Source organism: Croceitalea marina (genome assembly GCF_042684265.1).
Taxonomy (GTDB): domain Bacteria; phylum Bacteroidota; class Bacteroidia; order Flavobacteriales; family Flavobacteriaceae; genus Croceitalea; species Croceitalea marina.
This window is the reverse complement of sequence record NZ_JBHULB010000082.1, coordinates 147,000-161,740: the sequence shown is the minus strand read 5'-3', so window position 1 is coordinate 161,740 and position 14,741 is coordinate 147,000. Positions and strand designations below refer to the sequence as shown.

Sequence of the window (14,741 nt, the reverse complement as noted above, 5' to 3'; positions counted from 1 at the left end):
TACTTGATTTCATGGGTAATCCGACCCAAATTACTTTCAAATATTTCCATTAGCTAATCATGGAAAAAATGTGAAAACTTAATTTGAAAGTATTATGGACAAACAAAATTCTTCCCTGGTAAAATTACTCCTTGAAAAAATCGACCATCTTGACGAAGCTGCTTTGGTCAAGAAAAAGGTGTTTAACGTTGCGAACTTACAAATGTATACCGGTTGGAGCCTTTCCAAAATCTATAAGCTTACCTCGGCACGGTTGATTCCATTTTCAAAGCCAACCAATGGCTCCCTTTTTTTTGAAAGGGAGAAAATAGAGGAATGGCTACTTCAGAACCCTTCCTATGCCGAAGAGGAACTCGGTGAAAAAATAAACACTCATTTAAAAAAACATTTTAGGGGTAATCCATAAGAATCATTATGAAAGCTACAGATAGAAACTTTCAGGGTATTTGGATTCCCAAACTGATTTATTTGAATACCGAGGTTAATTGGTATGCTAAAATCCTATTTCTAGAGATTCACAGCTTTACAGAGCACGGTAAGGAGTGTTATATGTCCAACAAATACATTTCCTCATTTTTAAAAATCTCTGAAAGACAGGTTTCCCGGTACATATCGGAACTAAAGGCGTTGGGATGGATTGAAGAAGTGTCTTTTGATGGAAGAAAGCGATACTTAAGAAGTATGCTCCAATTTAGTTTTAAAGCGGTCGATTCAGAGTTGACAGTTCTGTCTAGGCAGCATGGAAATTCTTATCGTAACAGTATTGACAATAATGACCACCATAATAAACCAATTACAAAACAACCTAAAAATTCAATTACTTCTTTAAAAGTAAATATTGAAAATAGAAGTCCAATTCTAGAATAGAAACCATGAAAAAGGAACTATCAGGGCTGTTGAAAAAAGAAAAAGAAATAAAGGGTCCGCTTTGCGAGCCTGATGTTTTTAAAAAAGTGTTTTTCAAAATGGCACAGGATTTTTATGCCAATACTAATCTGGACTTTGAGGTGGATGGTTCGAACAAAAGTTTCTTGCAACACTTCTGTAAATATTGGAATCGGGACATGGCCTTTGAAGTTTTGGAAAACATTTCCTTGGGGAAAGGGCTATTGGTATTTGGTTCGTACGGTACAGGGAAGACCTCAAGTTTTCAAATCATCCAAAATCTGGCTAAACATTATCAGGTTCGTGAATTATGGTTCCCTACTATCTCGACCCAGGAAGTGGTGGCCAAGTTCAATCTGGAAAAGAACAAAGAGGAAGTGATACAATATTATTCGAAGGGCGTATTTATGTTCGATGACCTGGGAGCTGAAACGGAAGGAAACAATATTTATCAATATGGGAAGGAGGAAGTGTTCGTACGTATTCTACTGAACCGTTATCGCAATTTCGAGAGTCTGGGTACCAAGACGCACATTACCACAAATTTGAACTTAAGTCAAATTGAACAACGGTATGGCAAGCAACTGGCCGACCGGTTTATTAAAATGTTTAACCTATTAAAATTGGATGGGCCAAGTAGAAGGAAATGAGAGTGAACGGTAATGCAAAAATATCTATGAATCTCATCCTTTCTTTATTAAACCGAAAAGGTATTCTTTCACGAACTGCTAAAAAAAAAGGAAAGCATGAAAATGGCGTTGCGAAAGGAAGGCAAGATGTGTTTTTGTAGCTACAAAAACGATCTTGCTTTGCTCCCGTAGGGTCGCAAAGTGAAAAAAATGAAAAGTAAAACGGTACGTTTCAGGTGCTCGACCTTCGAGCGGAACTGGCTTCGGGTGAAGGCCAAGAGGTCTGGCCTTTCCGTGAGCGAGTACTGCAGACGTGCCGCTTTTGACGACCGTATCATCGAACGCCTTTCAGAGGACCAGATAGGAATGTACAAGATGCTGACGGACTATCGGAACAACTTTATACGCATCGGGAACATGTACAAGAAGAAGGACCCTAAACTCTCCGCAGAAGTCCGGCAACTGGCCCGGGAGATACGGGACCATATCCAAAACTTCAGGAAATGATAGGCAAGGGAAAAGCGATAACACATGTAAGGGCAAGCATCGAATATGGGTGGAACCAGGAGAAGGGCGCGGAGATCGTCCATATCCAGTTTGTGTCCGGGGAGAACCCCAAGGAGATAAGCGACGAGTTCAAGATGGTACAGGAACAGAATACCAGGTGCAGGAAGAACACCCTGAGCTTCATCCTTAGCCCTACCGTCGAGGACGGGAAAAGCCTGTCAAAGGAAAAATTAGGGGAAATGACACAAAGGTTCATCAAGGAGATGAAGCTAAAGGAACGTCAGGCCATCGCATTCGTGCACCGGGACAAAGAACATACCCATGTGCATCTCTATGTCAACCGTATCGGTTTTGATGGCAAGGCCTATAACGATAGCTTCATCGGTAAGCAGAGCCAGCTCGCTGCTGAACGGGTCGCCAAGCAAATGGGACTGACCACGGTCCGGGAGGTACAACAGGAAAAGCTGAACGAGATCAAGAACGTCCGACAACAGATCAAAGAAATCCATGAAAAGGTAATGGAAAAATACAGACCCAAGGACTTCGACCAATATATCGAACAGATGAAAAAGAACGGGGTAAAGGTCATTCCGAGCATCAACAAAGCGGGGAAGCTCCAGGGATTCCGTTTCGAGTATAAGGGCCATAACCTGAAGGGAAGCGAGGTCCACCGTTCCATGTCGGGCGCCAGACTGGGAATTGGAATATCTAAAAACACTGAAAAGGGACTGACACTGAAGCAGGGAACGGCCGTAAAACTTATGGGAAAAGTGACCGACCTGAGTGCCAATATAGCCCTGAAGCTGACCAAACAGGTTATCAAACAGACCATCAAAAAATCGATAGGATTTGAAATAGGTTATTAAAACAACATCATTATGGCGAAACTGGACGAAATCACGGAACTGTTGACAGACGAACTGGAAGGCTTCAGAACAGCGATCGCACAACTCAATAAAATTTCAGGGGAACTGAAAAGCTCGGAAGTGGTCAGGTATATCTACACCATTAAACAGCAAATATCGGACCTTGATCAAAAACAGGATACCCATTTCCAAAGAAGTGTTAGGGAATCTGGAAAGTTGAGCGAAAAAATGGCCGATGCAAAACTGACCCCGAGATGGTTGTTGGCATTGTTCTGTATTGCATTCACCTTTAACGTACTTGCCTTGGGCTATTTCGGGTGCCATTTTATCCAATTAGAGGATTACAGAGCGGAGTCTTTTGAAAATGGAAAAGAACAGGTCATTTTAGATCTGAAAGGCTACTTCGATGAACATCCCGAAGTTTACAACGATTTTCAAGCTTGGTCAAAAGAGCAGGAGCGTGTTCCGAATCAAAAGTAGGGTGCGCCCTATGGAATTTTTGCTTGACGCTTATCTACCGGAACACTACAAAAATTCCATAGGATCCGTGCGCAGTTAAGTTATGGTAAGATTTGGGACGAGTCTTATTTTTAATAAGTACCATAAATGGTCGGTCTTATAAGGCTAAGATTTTTTCAGTAGATTTTTTGAGTGCAACAAAGAAAATAATGTTAATAAGCATACCGCTGTGGTCCTCCACGTCTTATTTCTTCGCTAGCATGTTCCTCAAATTTTTTGAAGTTATCTCTAAACGCATTCGCCAGCTTAAAAGCCGTTTTATAATACTTTTCATCATTGTCCCAAGTCGCTCTAGGGCTTAATACGTTAGTAGGAACCCCTGGACAATTTCTTGGTTGAGCGACTCCAAATACAGAATGAATATGATACTTATCATAACTATAAAGACCAAGTTCACCATCTAAGGCAGCGGTAATCATTGCTCTGGTATACTTTAATTTCATTCGAGAACCTACTCCGTAAGGACCACCTGTCCAACCTGTATTCACAAGCCAAACATCAACCCCAGACTCAATCATTTTTTTACTGAGCATTTCCCCATATTTTGCGGGATGCAATGGCATAAAGGGAGCACCAAAACATGCAGAAAAAGAGGGTTGTGGTTCTAAAATACCAGCTTCGGTACCAGCAACTTTTGCCGTATAGCCAGACATGAAATGGTAAGCGGCTTGCGCCGGAGTCAATTTTGAGATAGGAGGTAGCACACCAAAAGCATCGGCAGTTAAAAAGAATACATTTTTTACGTTCTTACCTATTGAAGGTACTTGAATATTGTCAATATGATGTATGGGGTAACTTACCCTTGTATTCTGCGTAATGGATGTATCTTCAAAATCTACTACTCCATTATCGTCCATAATGACATTTTCTAAAATGGCACCTTTTTTTATAGCACCATAAATCTCTGGTTCTTGCTCTTGCGAAAGATTAATGACTTTTGCGTAACAACCGCCTTCAAAATTGAAAACACTATTTTCCGAAGTCCATCCATGTTCATCGTCACCGATTAGTTTTCGGTTAGGATCTGTAGAAAGGGTCGTTTTTCCAGTACCTGAAAGACCGAAAAAAATTGCGGTATCACCATCCTTGCCAACATTTGCAGAGCAATGCATAGGAAGTGTATTTCTATAGACCGGTAAAATAAAATTCAATGCTGAGAAAATACCTTTTTTAATTTCACCGGTATATCCTGTTCCACCTATAAGCGCAATTTTTCTCGAGAAATTTAATACGGCGAAATTATGCTGCCGGGTACCGTCTACTTCAGGATTGGCCATGAATCCTGGAGCATTGATTACCGTCCATTCAGGTTCAAAATCTTTTAGTTCTTCACCCGTTGGTCTTAAAAACATATTGTAAGCAAACATATTAGACCATGGGTATTCATTAATTATTCTAATATTCAACTTATATTCTTTCTCTGCGCAAGCATATGCATCACGAACATAAAGTTCTTTCTCGTTTAAATATTGAATTACCTTATCGTGTAGCGTATCAAAAGCTGCACTATCAAACGGAATGTTAATATTGCCCCACCACACCTTGTCCGCCGTTATGTCATCTTTTACAATAAATCTGTCCATGGGTGAACGCCCTGTAAATTCGCCTGTATTAACAGCCAATGCACCTAAATCCGATGGTTTACCCATATTTTTATCAATAGTGATGTCATGCAACTCTTCCGGTGTTAATTGGTAATGGACGTTTGTATTTGTAATACCATGGCCTATTAATGATTTTGATTTTTTGAAGTTGGTGTTAATCATAATATCGATTTTAAGTTATTTAATGCTAATCAGCCATGCTGAAGTTTTAACATTTAAAAAATGATTCCAGATTTTTAAACCTGGCTGTTAAATTCAAAGAGTTACTTTTAGGATACACTTTATCAGAAATACCCCTATTTTTTTGGTAACGAATTTTGATTTAAGTGAATAGGAAATTTATCTGCAATTAAGTCCCACATTACTGGAAGAACGAAATAAACAAAGAGGGTAAGCAGAATTATTGATATAATGTTCATAAAAAAACCTTTATTCACCATATCCGGTATTCGAAGATAACCCGATCCAAATACCACCGCATTAGGTGGTGTAGCAACGGGCAACATAAACGCACAGGAAGCTGCAACGGCAGCGCCTACCATTAAAACAAATGGATGTACATCTATATTTAAGGCCATGGGTGCCAAAACGGGTAACAGCATTGCCGTAGTGGCCAGGTTTGAAGTGATTTCGGTTAAAAAATTAACTGATGCTATTAAGATGAGTAAAAGTAAAAATAGATGAAGGCCTGCTAATCCACCCATTTGACCGCCTATCCAAACCGCCAGACCACTGGTCTCAAAACCCTTAGCTAAAGCCATACCACCACCAAAAAGTAATATAATGCCCCATGGCATTTTAACAGCTTCCTCCCAATTGACCAAAGCTCTTTTTTTATCTTTTGTTGGTAGTAGAAATAGTACTATGGAAAAGAATACCGCAATAATGGTATCATCTAAAGCGGGAAAAATACGTTGTAATAAATAAGATCTTGTAATCCAACAAAAAGCGGTCAATCCAAAGACAATAGCTACCACTTTTTCTTCATAACTGATTTTTCCCAATAAAGTTAACAGCCGTTTAATCTCTGCCTTTCCTCCCGGGAACTCGGTCTGTTTAAATTTAAATGCGAACCTGGTTAAGTATAACCAACAAATAGACAGTAATATAAGGGATATTGGCAAGCCAAATATGAACCATTGCATAAATGTAATCTCATAACCATATGTATCTAAAATTACCCCAGCAAGCACTAGATTAGGCGGTGTTCCAATTAAAGTGGCCATGCCTCCTATTGAAGCACTATATGCAATGGCGAGCATTAAAGCCTTACCAAATATTTTATTTTCATCTTCTACCGTATTAGGATTGTCATGTAATTGCTTAATTATGGCAACACCAATGGGTAACATCATAACGGAGGTTGCCGTATTGGAAATCCACATGGAAAGGAAAGCCGTAGCGGCCATGAAGCCCAGAATAATCATTCTCACATCTGAACCAATGATATTAATGATGTTTAAGGCTATTCTTTTATGTAAATTCCATTTTTCAATAGCAATGGCAATAATGAATCCACCCATGTACAAAAAAATATATTTGTGCCCAAATGAGGCAGCCGTGGTATTCAAATCCAAACCGCCGGCTAATGGAAACAGTACCAGTGGAAGTAATGCCGTTATGGAAATGGGTATAGCCTCAGTAATCCACCAAATAGCTATCCATGCAGTGGATGCCAGTATAGCAACTGCCTCTTTTGAAAGTCCTTCTGGTTGAACAAAAAAGTAAATTAGGAAAAATGCAATTGGTCCTAAAACTAGGCCTAGTTTTTTTTGTGTCTGCATATCAAAAAAATAATATATAAATTAAAAGTACGGTAATCATAGAGATTGGTATGCCCAAACCAGGCATTAAAAAAGCTAAATCCGGTTTTAGTTTTAGCTCTGCAGCAACTATAGCAATTGTGTTCATTGAACCCAGGCCTGCACCCAGTACACATATTCTAGCTAAAGTCGATTCATGTTCTCCTATAAGGTAAAGTATTATGAATATTAAACTTGGAGCTAAAACTAGCTTATAACATTGCCCTAATAAAAAGTAATTTTTATTCTTTTTAATGGCATCCTTCTTAATACCCAAACCTATTGTAAATAAGGCCAAGTAAGAAAATGGCTTACCCATAACTGTAAGAACATCACTAATAATTTCCGTATGCTTATAGTTAAAAGCTAACAGTACAAATGATAGTAGCATGGCTATAAATGGAGGGAAAGTAAAAATATTCTTAAGTAATTTCAGGAAATTTGTTTGCTTTTGGGCAAACCAAAATCCAGTAAAAACACCCAATGTGTTACAAACCACAAAGGTACCTGCTAATGACAAAATAATCCCCATGGCTAAACCCTCTTGGCCGTATAACATTTCAAATATGGGAAAACCTGCAAACGAAATGCTTCCTATCCCAGAAGTCATTATTAGAACAGCCCTCGTTTTTCTAGGAATTGGTTTTGCTACATTAACCGCTTCAAAAAAAAGCATGGACCCCAGATAGACTATCCAAGGCGATAGCACAAGCCAGATATGCTTTTCAGAAAATTGCATTTCGGGTAAATATCGAAGCGTTAAAACAGGTATGAAAAAATTAATAAGTAGTTTGTTCAGTTTTTTAGCATAACCGTTAGGTACGTAACCGCTGTACCTACCTATTATACCCAATATTAAAAAAGAAAAAAGAAAAATAGTTTTCTCCATATACCTCTAAAAAAGTGGCTCCATAAGGAGCCACATAATTCAACAAACTTAAACTAAACAACTACTTATGAGAACTCTTAAAATGTTACGTTCAATCCTGTGTAATAATAAGCTCCATTAAAACCAAACTGATTTGAATTTCTAGAATAAGGAATCTGACCGCTTGAATAGTTAGAGGCTTGACCTACAAAACCATCTCTTGTATTGTTCCACTTATCTGGATAAACATCAAAAATGTTGTTACTACCTATAGACCAAGTGAAGTTGTCGCTGAAACGAAAAGACACTGATAAATCTACCAAAGCTTTTGGACTAAATACCTGTACCAACCTAGCTCCAGATTCACTTTCGATTACATTGGAATCTTCTAGAGATAAACCACCACTAGCTGCCTGAACTTCTCCAAAATGAGTCATACGGCCAGTAAATCCAAATTTACCAGTATTGTAATTAAGATTGGCCAAAAGCTTGTATCTAGGTTGTGCTACTTCTATTAGCTGTGTTGCAACTTCCCCAAGTAATTTGAAATCTGGATCACCACCAGCGGTAAGTTCTGCAGGTGCATCTTTTTGACTTACTACCTCAGTTTTGTTCAAGGTTAAAGCTAAACTTCCAGAAAAGTTGCTTTTCTCTGAAAATACCTCTTTATAGGCAGCTACAATGTCCAATCCCGTGGTTTTGGTACTAATCGCATTTGTAAAGAAACGTATCTCTCTTGCTTCAGGAAAAAGTGCAGCAACTGCAGGGAAATTACCCGTATTTAATCTTTCCGTAATTACGATACGATTATCAATATCAATTCGGAAAGCATCTGCGGTAAACAATAACTTTCCATCAAACAATTTAGCGGTTACCCCTAAATTATAATTATTAGAAATTTCTGCTTGTGGATCTTCAACACCTAACTGAGCCAGTCTTTCATCATCACTGGATACTTGCTTGGTAATAACGATTACATCATTCTGAACCGTCGAAGTATTTACCCTATTGCCAATCTGCGCTACAGAAGGGGCTCTAAAACCTCTATTGTAAGAACCTCTAATTGCGAAATTATCAGTCAACTTATAACGACCTGCCAATTTACCAGATATATTACCTCCGAAATCGCTGTAATTCTCATAACGTAGAGCTGCTCCTAAAAGAAATTTTTCGGAAAAATCCTTTTCAACATCAATATATACGGCAGTATTACTTCTAGACAAGTCATTTTCATCTAGATCAGCAATACCAGGTCTTCCGCTAGATCCAATATCTTTACCCTCACTAGCTAAAGGTCCTACAAGAAATGATTCTGGTGAACCTTGTCCCAATAAAAATCTATCCGTACGATATTGTGTACCAAAAGCTAAATTGAATGTTTCACTAAGCGCTTTTGACATATTGAATTCGCCAATTGTTTGTCTAAAATCATATCTACCAACAACAAACTCAGTAGGTGAAGTAGAACCCATGGAAGGGTTTACGGTTTGGTTCGCAAACAAATCTAAATAGTTTCTACCGTAACTAAGGCTTACGTCATAGTTCCAGCCATCTTGAGTAATTCTGTCCATTCCTACAACAGTTGATACATCAACAGAAGATCCTGGTAATTCTGGCACATAACCATCAGGAAAAATATTTCTTACCGCTCTAGCTTCATTGGCAGGATTTCTGAAAAATCCAAATGCCAAGATATCTTTTCTAGAAACTCCCCCGAAACTATATATCTTCCAATCTTTGCTTCCAACAGGTAAACCGGCGTTGTAAAATGCTTGATACGTTTCATTTTCATTCGAACCATAATTACCAACAATTATATCTCCCTGTGGGTAAAAACCTCTATCTTCTCTTGGTGTAGCAGTATCATAAGGAAATTCTGCCGTTGGACCGGTGATAGCATAATCATCTGGTGCTGCAGGATATATTGTACCTGTATAAGTATCAGACCTGTTAGTTCCAGAAAAGGTAAAAGTTTCTAACGTTACGTTGAAATAACTATTTTCCTTACCTAAACCAAAACCATAGTTGAAGCTGTGCTTAAACGTTACTCCGTCTCCCTCTTTATGAATACCTGCAGTACCATTATAAGTACCCTCTCCTACAGATTTGTTCAAGTTTAAATTAATAATACCGGATATAGCATCTGAGCCATACTGTGCGGCCGCACCGTCACGTAGTACCTCAATCCTGCTAAGTGCACCGGTTGGTATAGAGTTTAAATCTGTAACAATGGTACCTAAACCTGGGGAAACGTTTAAATTCAAAGTTGAAAACTGATGTCTTCTTTTACCATTGATCAACACCAAAGATTGATCTGGCGACATTCCTTTTAACGTAGCCGGTTCTGCATAATTCGTAGTACCATTAACTCCATACTTGGCAGAGTTGAACGAAGGAGAAGAGAATTGGATCTGCTGACCTAAATCTGTTTGACCGGTGGCCGCTAATTCCTTTGCCTGAACCACATCTACAGGAACTGCCCTATCTACATCTGTTCTTGGCTTTCCTCTAGAACCAATGATCACCATTTCCTCCAATTGAGCTGCAGAAGGCTCTAAATTCAAAACGATTGAATCCTTACCTGTTATGTCTACTTCTACCGTTTTAAAGCCTATGAACGATATGGAAATTATAGTGGCATCATCTGGTACTTCTAATGTAAAATTACCATCAAAATCTGTTTGTGTTCCTATTGTTGTTCCCTTAACAACTACACTGGCTCCAGGTAACGGATTACCTTGGTCATCATTAATAGTTCCTGTGATCTCCTTTTCTAATGGACTCGATTTAGAAATCTTTTTTTTGGTCAAGACGATTTGATTTCCACTAATCTTATAATCAAAATTCGCTTTTTCGGAAAGTCTTTTTAAAATCTCTTGGGTAGTCTCTGAGTTAGCTTTCAAACTCATTGTTTGGTTATCGTTAATTTCATTTACATTATAAAAGAAATGATAGCCCGTTTGGCCTTTTATCTCATTAAGAATCTGCTTTAATGGAACGTTTTCATAATTAAATTCGACTTTCCTCTGCGACATAACCGTATTAGCGGATAATTGAAACAACATAAAAGTGGTAATGAGAAGACAAATTTTCATTTTAAACCCCATGGTTATGGAACGTTCTCTAAAAAGAACATTACCCTCGTTACTTTTTTTCATAATTTTGAATGTCTTTAATTGTTAGTAATTAAGTTATTAATGGTTAATTTAAGATTGGGGAGTGCTCCAACACTTCCCTTTCTTTTTTATTTAGTTATAATAATAGTGCTCTGGTCTTTTTCGAAATTAAAAGGCGTGCTTAAAGAAATGGTCTTTAATATTGATTCGATATCTTCATTTTCAAATTCTCCCTTGTAAGTCGCATCATTCAACCTTTCCACATTATTGATAATTTTGACATGATGCCTTCTTTCTAATTTTACCAGAATTTGAGAAAATGTAAGGTTGTTTATTACTAATCTATTATGCATCCAAGCCGTATAATCATTTGTGTCAACAATTTTTTTACTTAGCTTATTTCCAAATTTGTCATAGTTGGCCTGGTAACTTGGCGTCAATAAAATAGCGTTATCAGGAGTTCTGGCTTCGTAAACGCTTACCGAGCCTTCAACCAATGTTGTAGAGATATATTTATCGTCCTTATAAGACGAAACATTGAATTCCGTTCCCAAAACCTTAATATCTATCTCTTGGGTGTTTACTATAAAAGGCAGCTCTTTATTTGAGCTAACATCAAAAAAAGCTTCTCCTTCCAAGTATACCATTCTATGTTTTTTTGATGGACTGAATTTTTGCGGAAAACGTAATTTAGAGCCAGAATTCAACCAAACTTTTGTCCCATCAGATAATTTTAATTCAAACTTTTGACCAAAAGGAATATAAACCTCATTGTACCGTTCTTCTAAATCTGTCTTACTATCGTTATTATCCTCAAAACTTAAAGAGTTACTTTCCTTATCTGCTATAACGTTTCCATCTGCATCCTTTATCAATTCATTACCGTCTGCAGTTATTGTTTTAATGCTACCATCAGACAACTTAATGACAATATTATTTCCTGTAGGAGCAGTGTTTTCAGTTTCTACCAGCTCTATACCAGTATTGGATTCACTTTGGTCAAATCGATTCTTGGTCAAAATACCAATAGATAATAAAACAATTAGAATGGCCGCATACCTTAAAAACCTAATATAGCCTCGTTTCGATTTTTCCTGCGACCTCACAGTGGTCATAAACTTCTTAAAAGCCAAATCCGAATCATAATCCTGTATTTTATCTTCATAAAAATCTTTAACAGAATTCTTGAACAAATTCATGTGCTCATCACTTTCCGACACCCAAGACCGTAATTCATCTCTTTCCTGAGTTGAAATTTTCTTTTCAAGAAACTTGTTTATTAACAAACTATATTTTGTCATTATACATGTTAGTTTAACTCTAAGATGTCATTTTCGTAAAAAACCCCTATGTATTTTTAATTTTTTTTAAATTTGCTTGTAATAATTAAGAAATATGAATGAAGGCGTACTTATAGAGAAGCTTCGAAAGGGTAAGCCTACTGCCTATAAATATTTATTTTCTGAATATTACCAGTGGTTATGCAACTACATATATAACTTGTCTGGAAATCGTTCGCTTTCCGAGGATATAGTGCAAGAGGCACTTATTAGTTTTTGGGAGAAACGTGAAAGAATTATAATTACGACCTCGCTTAAAAGTTACCTTTTTAAAACATGCCACAATCAATTCCTTCAACACCTTAGAACCCAAAAAATTAAATTCGACGAGCTTGATAAAATAAAGTGGGAGGCATTAACTGAAGCTGCAGTGGAAGAAGAAACAGAATTTAAACTGGCAAAACTGAACATACTCATAGATCAGTTACCCCCACGTTGTAAAGAAATTTTTATTCAAAGTAAATTAGAAAAAAAGAAATACAAAGAAATTGCATTGGACTTGGGTATATCTGTTAAAACTGTTGAAAACCAAATGTCCAAAGCATTGCATTTTTTAAAGACAAACGCTACTTTATTCTTATTATAACCTTACAAATTCCTCAACAGCCAATTGGCATAGCAAGCAGATATTGAATTTAACTTTATGTTTTCATTATCAGTAGGACTCCGTAAAAATAAAGAATATATAATTTAACTGAGATCATACCTTAATTAAAATGGCTTTGCTAATTTGCAAAATTACGATTTGAGTATTTAGATTATTTATTCCCCGAAAACGGCCGTTTTACGGGACTAATATTGATGGTTTTATGCTCAAAACAACAATAGTCCTATTTTTCGTCTTTTTTAATAGTTTCGTAAAGTGTCCTTTTACGGAACTTTTTTTTGGCAGAAATTGATACAAACAATTTTGCAAATAGAGAGTAACGTCCTTCCCCACCTCCAGCACTTATCTTTTCCCTCATTCCGCGCGCGACATTCACTCAAAAATAAGAGCTTCCGGTTCCGCCCAATACAGGTTGTTGTTATCGACCCTTATACTACCGATTAAACAAACGCTACCACAACCCGTATTTTATCCCTTGCCTATCTCCGTAATAGCCTTGGTAATTAATTTTTTGGAATCATCACTAACGCCTGTATCATCGGCATAAATATTCCAGTCAGCAATGGCACTCCTTACTTCGTTGATAATAGTTTTGGGTTTCTTTATTCCGAAGGTATTTGCCAATTCCATTAAATGTTGTTCGCCAGGCGATTTGCTTTCACCGGCAATCATGGTACTATGCATACCGTGCGATGAGTTTGAAAAGGTAAGGTCATAGGCCGGGGCCAACTTCCATTCTCCGGCTGCGTTCATGAGAAAGGATATATTCTTACTATGATCGTCCCGATTATGGCTAAATACATTGAAAGCAGCCAACCGAAGTACTTTTGAATAGGCGGCCACATGATTTTCAAGACGAAAAGCGCAATCCATAACGTTACCATAGTCCAGATTGCTATATCGAAAATTATCATGCAAAAGTCCGCTTGCAGAATGTAAATGTAAACGCTTATTCTTTATTCTATCAAATCTTTTAGTTGCAAAATATTTTGCCCCGGACGGACCTTTAAATAACTTACATTCTGACATTTCGATTCCTGCAGCCAAAGCCATTTTATAATACGCATATTCTATTTGAGCAATATCAGGCAGATCGGTTGACGACGGGAACTTTATTATCCAATGTTCGTAGTCTTTAGGGAGTGAGGAATGCCCATGTATGAGGTGATCGGTTTTAGGATTATAACCCACAAAAATTTTCGGTCTTGCTCCTCCGGAAGAACCTCCGAGATTGAACAGTTCTTCTATTACACTGGAAGGAGTGCCCGACAGCACCTTATTCATCTCTTGGTAAATTTCGTCCAACTCCATAAGGGTATCAGACTGAACTTTGGAGTTTAGGGATGGTTTATAGGTTAATGCACCCATGCCACTTGAACCCACATAGGCCAAACGGTCCATGGGTGTCATTTGATTTAAGGATATTCCCTTTGACATTAACGTTCTGTCCAATAACAATCTACCCCAACCATCGGGCAGCGAATCATTGAACACTCCGAAGAGCCCATCAAAAATAGGAGTTTCAGGAGTTAAAATAGTATCGGAAAGTTTCAGTTTAAAAGGAGATAACTCTAATCCCTTTTTTATAAAAGTATCATCATACTTGAAAAAAATGGTTCTATTGTCGGTGACCATTTGACCAACGACCATCGGGGTGTCTGTAATACGAAGGTAAACTTCCAGTTTTTCAATGGGTTCCATTAGCTTTTCTTTTTTGAATCAAATAATTTCTCAATATGTTTAAGGTTTTTATCAGGCTCCAGTACTCTTTCAAAATCGGATAATCGACCTAGAACAAACACCAACTTTAAAAGTGATTCCAAAGAAACTAACCCTTTGGTTTCGAAACGTTTTAAGCTGCCTAGGGATACTCCCGAACGTTCTGCTAGTTCATTTTGGGATAGTCCCTTCTGTTTCCGAAGATTTTTATGCTTCAGCGCTAGTTCTAAACGGACATCCCCAGGAAGTTTGTCAATACTATACTTATTCATAAATTGG

General features: G+C 37.7%; 14 protein-coding genes. 7 read left to right on the top strand and 7 right to left on the bottom strand.

The window, feature by feature from the left end; translation table 11 throughout:
• Window positions 1–94 precede the first annotated feature (94 nt).
• From ACFSQJ_RS18470 to ACFSQJ_RS18445, 6 genes are all read left to right on the top strand, one after another.
• Entirely contained in the window at window positions 95–406 is a 312-nt protein-coding gene (locus ACFSQJ_RS18470; protein WP_377768379.1) for a DNA-binding protein, read from the top strand.
• An 8-nt stretch (window positions 407–414) separates the two neighbouring features.
• The gene (locus tag ACFSQJ_RS18465; protein WP_377768378.1) at window positions 415–867 is read left to right on the top strand and encodes a helix-turn-helix domain-containing protein; all 453 of its coding nucleotides are present in this window, start codon (window positions 415–417) and stop codon (window positions 865–867) included.
• A 5-nt stretch (window positions 868–872) separates the two neighbouring features.
• Complete coding sequence (locus tag ACFSQJ_RS18460) at window positions 873–1,535, top strand: hypothetical protein (protein WP_377768377.1); 663 nt, start codon at window positions 873–875, stop codon at window positions 1,533–1,535.
• Window positions 1,536–1,724: 189 nt separating this feature from the next.
• Window positions 1,725–2,021, top strand: coding sequence for a mobilization protein MbpA (mbpA, locus tag ACFSQJ_RS18455; RefSeq protein WP_377768376.1), 297 nt, complete (start codon window positions 1,725–1,727; stop codon window positions 2,019–2,021).
• On the top strand, window positions 2,018–2,887 hold the full coding sequence (locus tag ACFSQJ_RS18450) for a relaxase/mobilization nuclease domain-containing protein (protein ID WP_377768375.1): 870 nt from the start codon (window positions 2,018–2,020) through the stop codon (window positions 2,885–2,887). The genes mbpA and ACFSQJ_RS18450 overlap by 4 nt, the downstream gene beginning before the upstream one ends.
• 12 nt (window positions 2,888–2,899) lie before the next feature.
• On the top strand, window positions 2,900–3,367 hold the full coding sequence (locus ACFSQJ_RS18445) for a DUF6730 family protein (protein ID WP_377768374.1): 468 nt from the start codon (window positions 2,900–2,902) through the stop codon (window positions 3,365–3,367).
• A gap of 191 nt (window positions 3,368–3,558) precedes the next feature.
• Here the strand turns inward: ACFSQJ_RS18445 and pckA are convergent, their stop codons facing one another.
• From pckA to ACFSQJ_RS18420, 5 genes are all read right to left on the bottom strand, one after another.
• A complete protein-coding gene (gene pckA, locus ACFSQJ_RS18440) occupies window positions 3,559–5,172 on the bottom strand; it encodes a phosphoenolpyruvate carboxykinase (ATP) (protein WP_377768373.1) in 1,614 nt (537 codons plus the stop codon).
• A gap of 134 nt (window positions 5,173–5,306) precedes the next feature.
• Entirely contained in the window at window positions 5,307–6,794 is a 1,488-nt protein-coding gene (locus tag ACFSQJ_RS18435; protein WP_377768372.1) for an SLC13 family permease, read from the bottom strand.
• A gap of 1 nt (window position 6,795) precedes the next feature.
• Window positions 6,796–7,701: an AEC family transporter gene (locus ACFSQJ_RS18430; protein WP_377768371.1), complete on the bottom strand. Its 906-nt coding sequence runs from the start codon at window positions 7,699–7,701 to the stop codon at window positions 6,796–6,798.
• 77 nt (window positions 7,702–7,778) lie between these two features.
• On the bottom strand, window positions 7,779–10,838 hold the full coding sequence (locus ACFSQJ_RS18425; protein WP_377768370.1) for a TonB-dependent receptor domain-containing protein: 3,060 nt from the start codon (window positions 10,836–10,838) through the stop codon (window positions 7,779–7,781).
• Between the two features lie 86 nt (window positions 10,839–10,924).
• Window positions 10,925–12,097, bottom strand: a complete 1,173-nt coding sequence (locus tag ACFSQJ_RS18420; RefSeq protein ID WP_377768369.1) for a FecR family protein — start codon at window positions 12,095–12,097, stop codon at window positions 10,925–10,927.
• Window positions 12,098–12,191: 94 nt separating this feature from the next.
• Between ACFSQJ_RS18420 and ACFSQJ_RS18415 the strand changes: the two genes are divergently transcribed.
• Window positions 12,192–12,722, top strand: coding sequence for an RNA polymerase sigma factor (locus ACFSQJ_RS18415; RefSeq protein WP_377768368.1), 531 nt, complete (start codon window positions 12,192–12,194; stop codon window positions 12,720–12,722).
• Window positions 12,723–13,211: 489 nt separating this feature from the next.
• On the opposite strand, the gene ACFSQJ_RS18410 is transcribed toward ACFSQJ_RS18415, so the two are convergent.
• Both ACFSQJ_RS18410 and ACFSQJ_RS18405 read right to left on the bottom strand, forming a co-directional pair.
• Complete coding sequence (locus ACFSQJ_RS18410) at window positions 13,212–14,444, bottom strand: type II toxin-antitoxin system HipA family toxin (protein ID WP_377768367.1); 1,233 nt, start codon at window positions 14,442–14,444, stop codon at window positions 13,212–13,214.
• Window positions 14,444–14,734, bottom strand: a complete 291-nt coding sequence (locus tag ACFSQJ_RS18405; RefSeq protein ID WP_377768366.1) for a helix-turn-helix domain-containing protein — start codon at window positions 14,732–14,734, stop codon at window positions 14,444–14,446. The genes ACFSQJ_RS18410 and ACFSQJ_RS18405 overlap by 1 nt, the downstream gene beginning before the upstream one ends.
• Window positions 14,735–14,741 lie beyond the last annotated feature (7 nt).

Bases quoted from the DNA above. Each gene is read 5' to 3' on its own strand.
- ACFSQJ_RS18435 (WP_377768372.1), bottom strand. From the start codon at position 6,794: ATGCAGACACAAAAAAAACTAGGCCTAGTTTTAGGACCAATTGCATTT.
- ACFSQJ_RS18470 (WP_377768379.1), top strand. From the start codon at position 95: ATGGACAAACAAAATTCTTCCCTGGTAAAATTACTCCTTGAAAAAATC.
- ACFSQJ_RS18445 (WP_377768374.1), top strand. From the start codon at position 2,900: ATGGCGAAACTGGACGAAATCACGGAACTGTTGACAGACGAACTGGAA.
- ACFSQJ_RS18405 (WP_377768366.1), bottom strand. From the start codon at position 14,734: ATGAATAAGTATAGTATTGACAAACTTCCTGGGGATGTCCGTTTAGAA.
- ACFSQJ_RS18410 (WP_377768367.1), bottom strand. From the start codon at position 14,444: ATGGAACCCATTGAAAAACTGGAAGTTTACCTTCGTATTACAGACACC.
- mbpA (WP_377768376.1), top strand. From the start codon at position 1,725: ATGAAAAGTAAAACGGTACGTTTCAGGTGCTCGACCTTCGAGCGGAAC.
- pckA (WP_377768373.1), bottom strand. From the start codon at position 5,172: ATGATTAACACCAACTTCAAAAAATCAAAATCATTAATAGGCCATGGT.
- ACFSQJ_RS18425 (WP_377768370.1), bottom strand. From the start codon at position 10,838: ATGAAAAAAAGTAACGAGGGTAATGTTCTTTTTAGAGAACGTTCCATA.
- ACFSQJ_RS18450 (WP_377768375.1), top strand. From the start codon at position 2,018: ATGATAGGCAAGGGAAAAGCGATAACACATGTAAGGGCAAGCATCGAA.
- ACFSQJ_RS18460 (WP_377768377.1), top strand. From the start codon at position 873: ATGAAAAAGGAACTATCAGGGCTGTTGAAAAAAGAAAAAGAAATAAAG.
- ACFSQJ_RS18420 (WP_377768369.1), bottom strand. From the start codon at position 12,097: ATGACAAAATATAGTTTGTTAATAAACAAGTTTCTTGAAAAGAAAATT.
- ACFSQJ_RS18465 (WP_377768378.1), top strand. From the start codon at position 415: ATGAAAGCTACAGATAGAAACTTTCAGGGTATTTGGATTCCCAAACTG.
- ACFSQJ_RS18430 (WP_377768371.1), bottom strand. From the start codon at position 7,701: ATGGAGAAAACTATTTTTCTTTTTTCTTTTTTAATATTGGGTATAATA.
- ACFSQJ_RS18415 (WP_377768368.1), top strand. From the start codon at position 12,192: ATGAATGAAGGCGTACTTATAGAGAAGCTTCGAAAGGGTAAGCCTACT.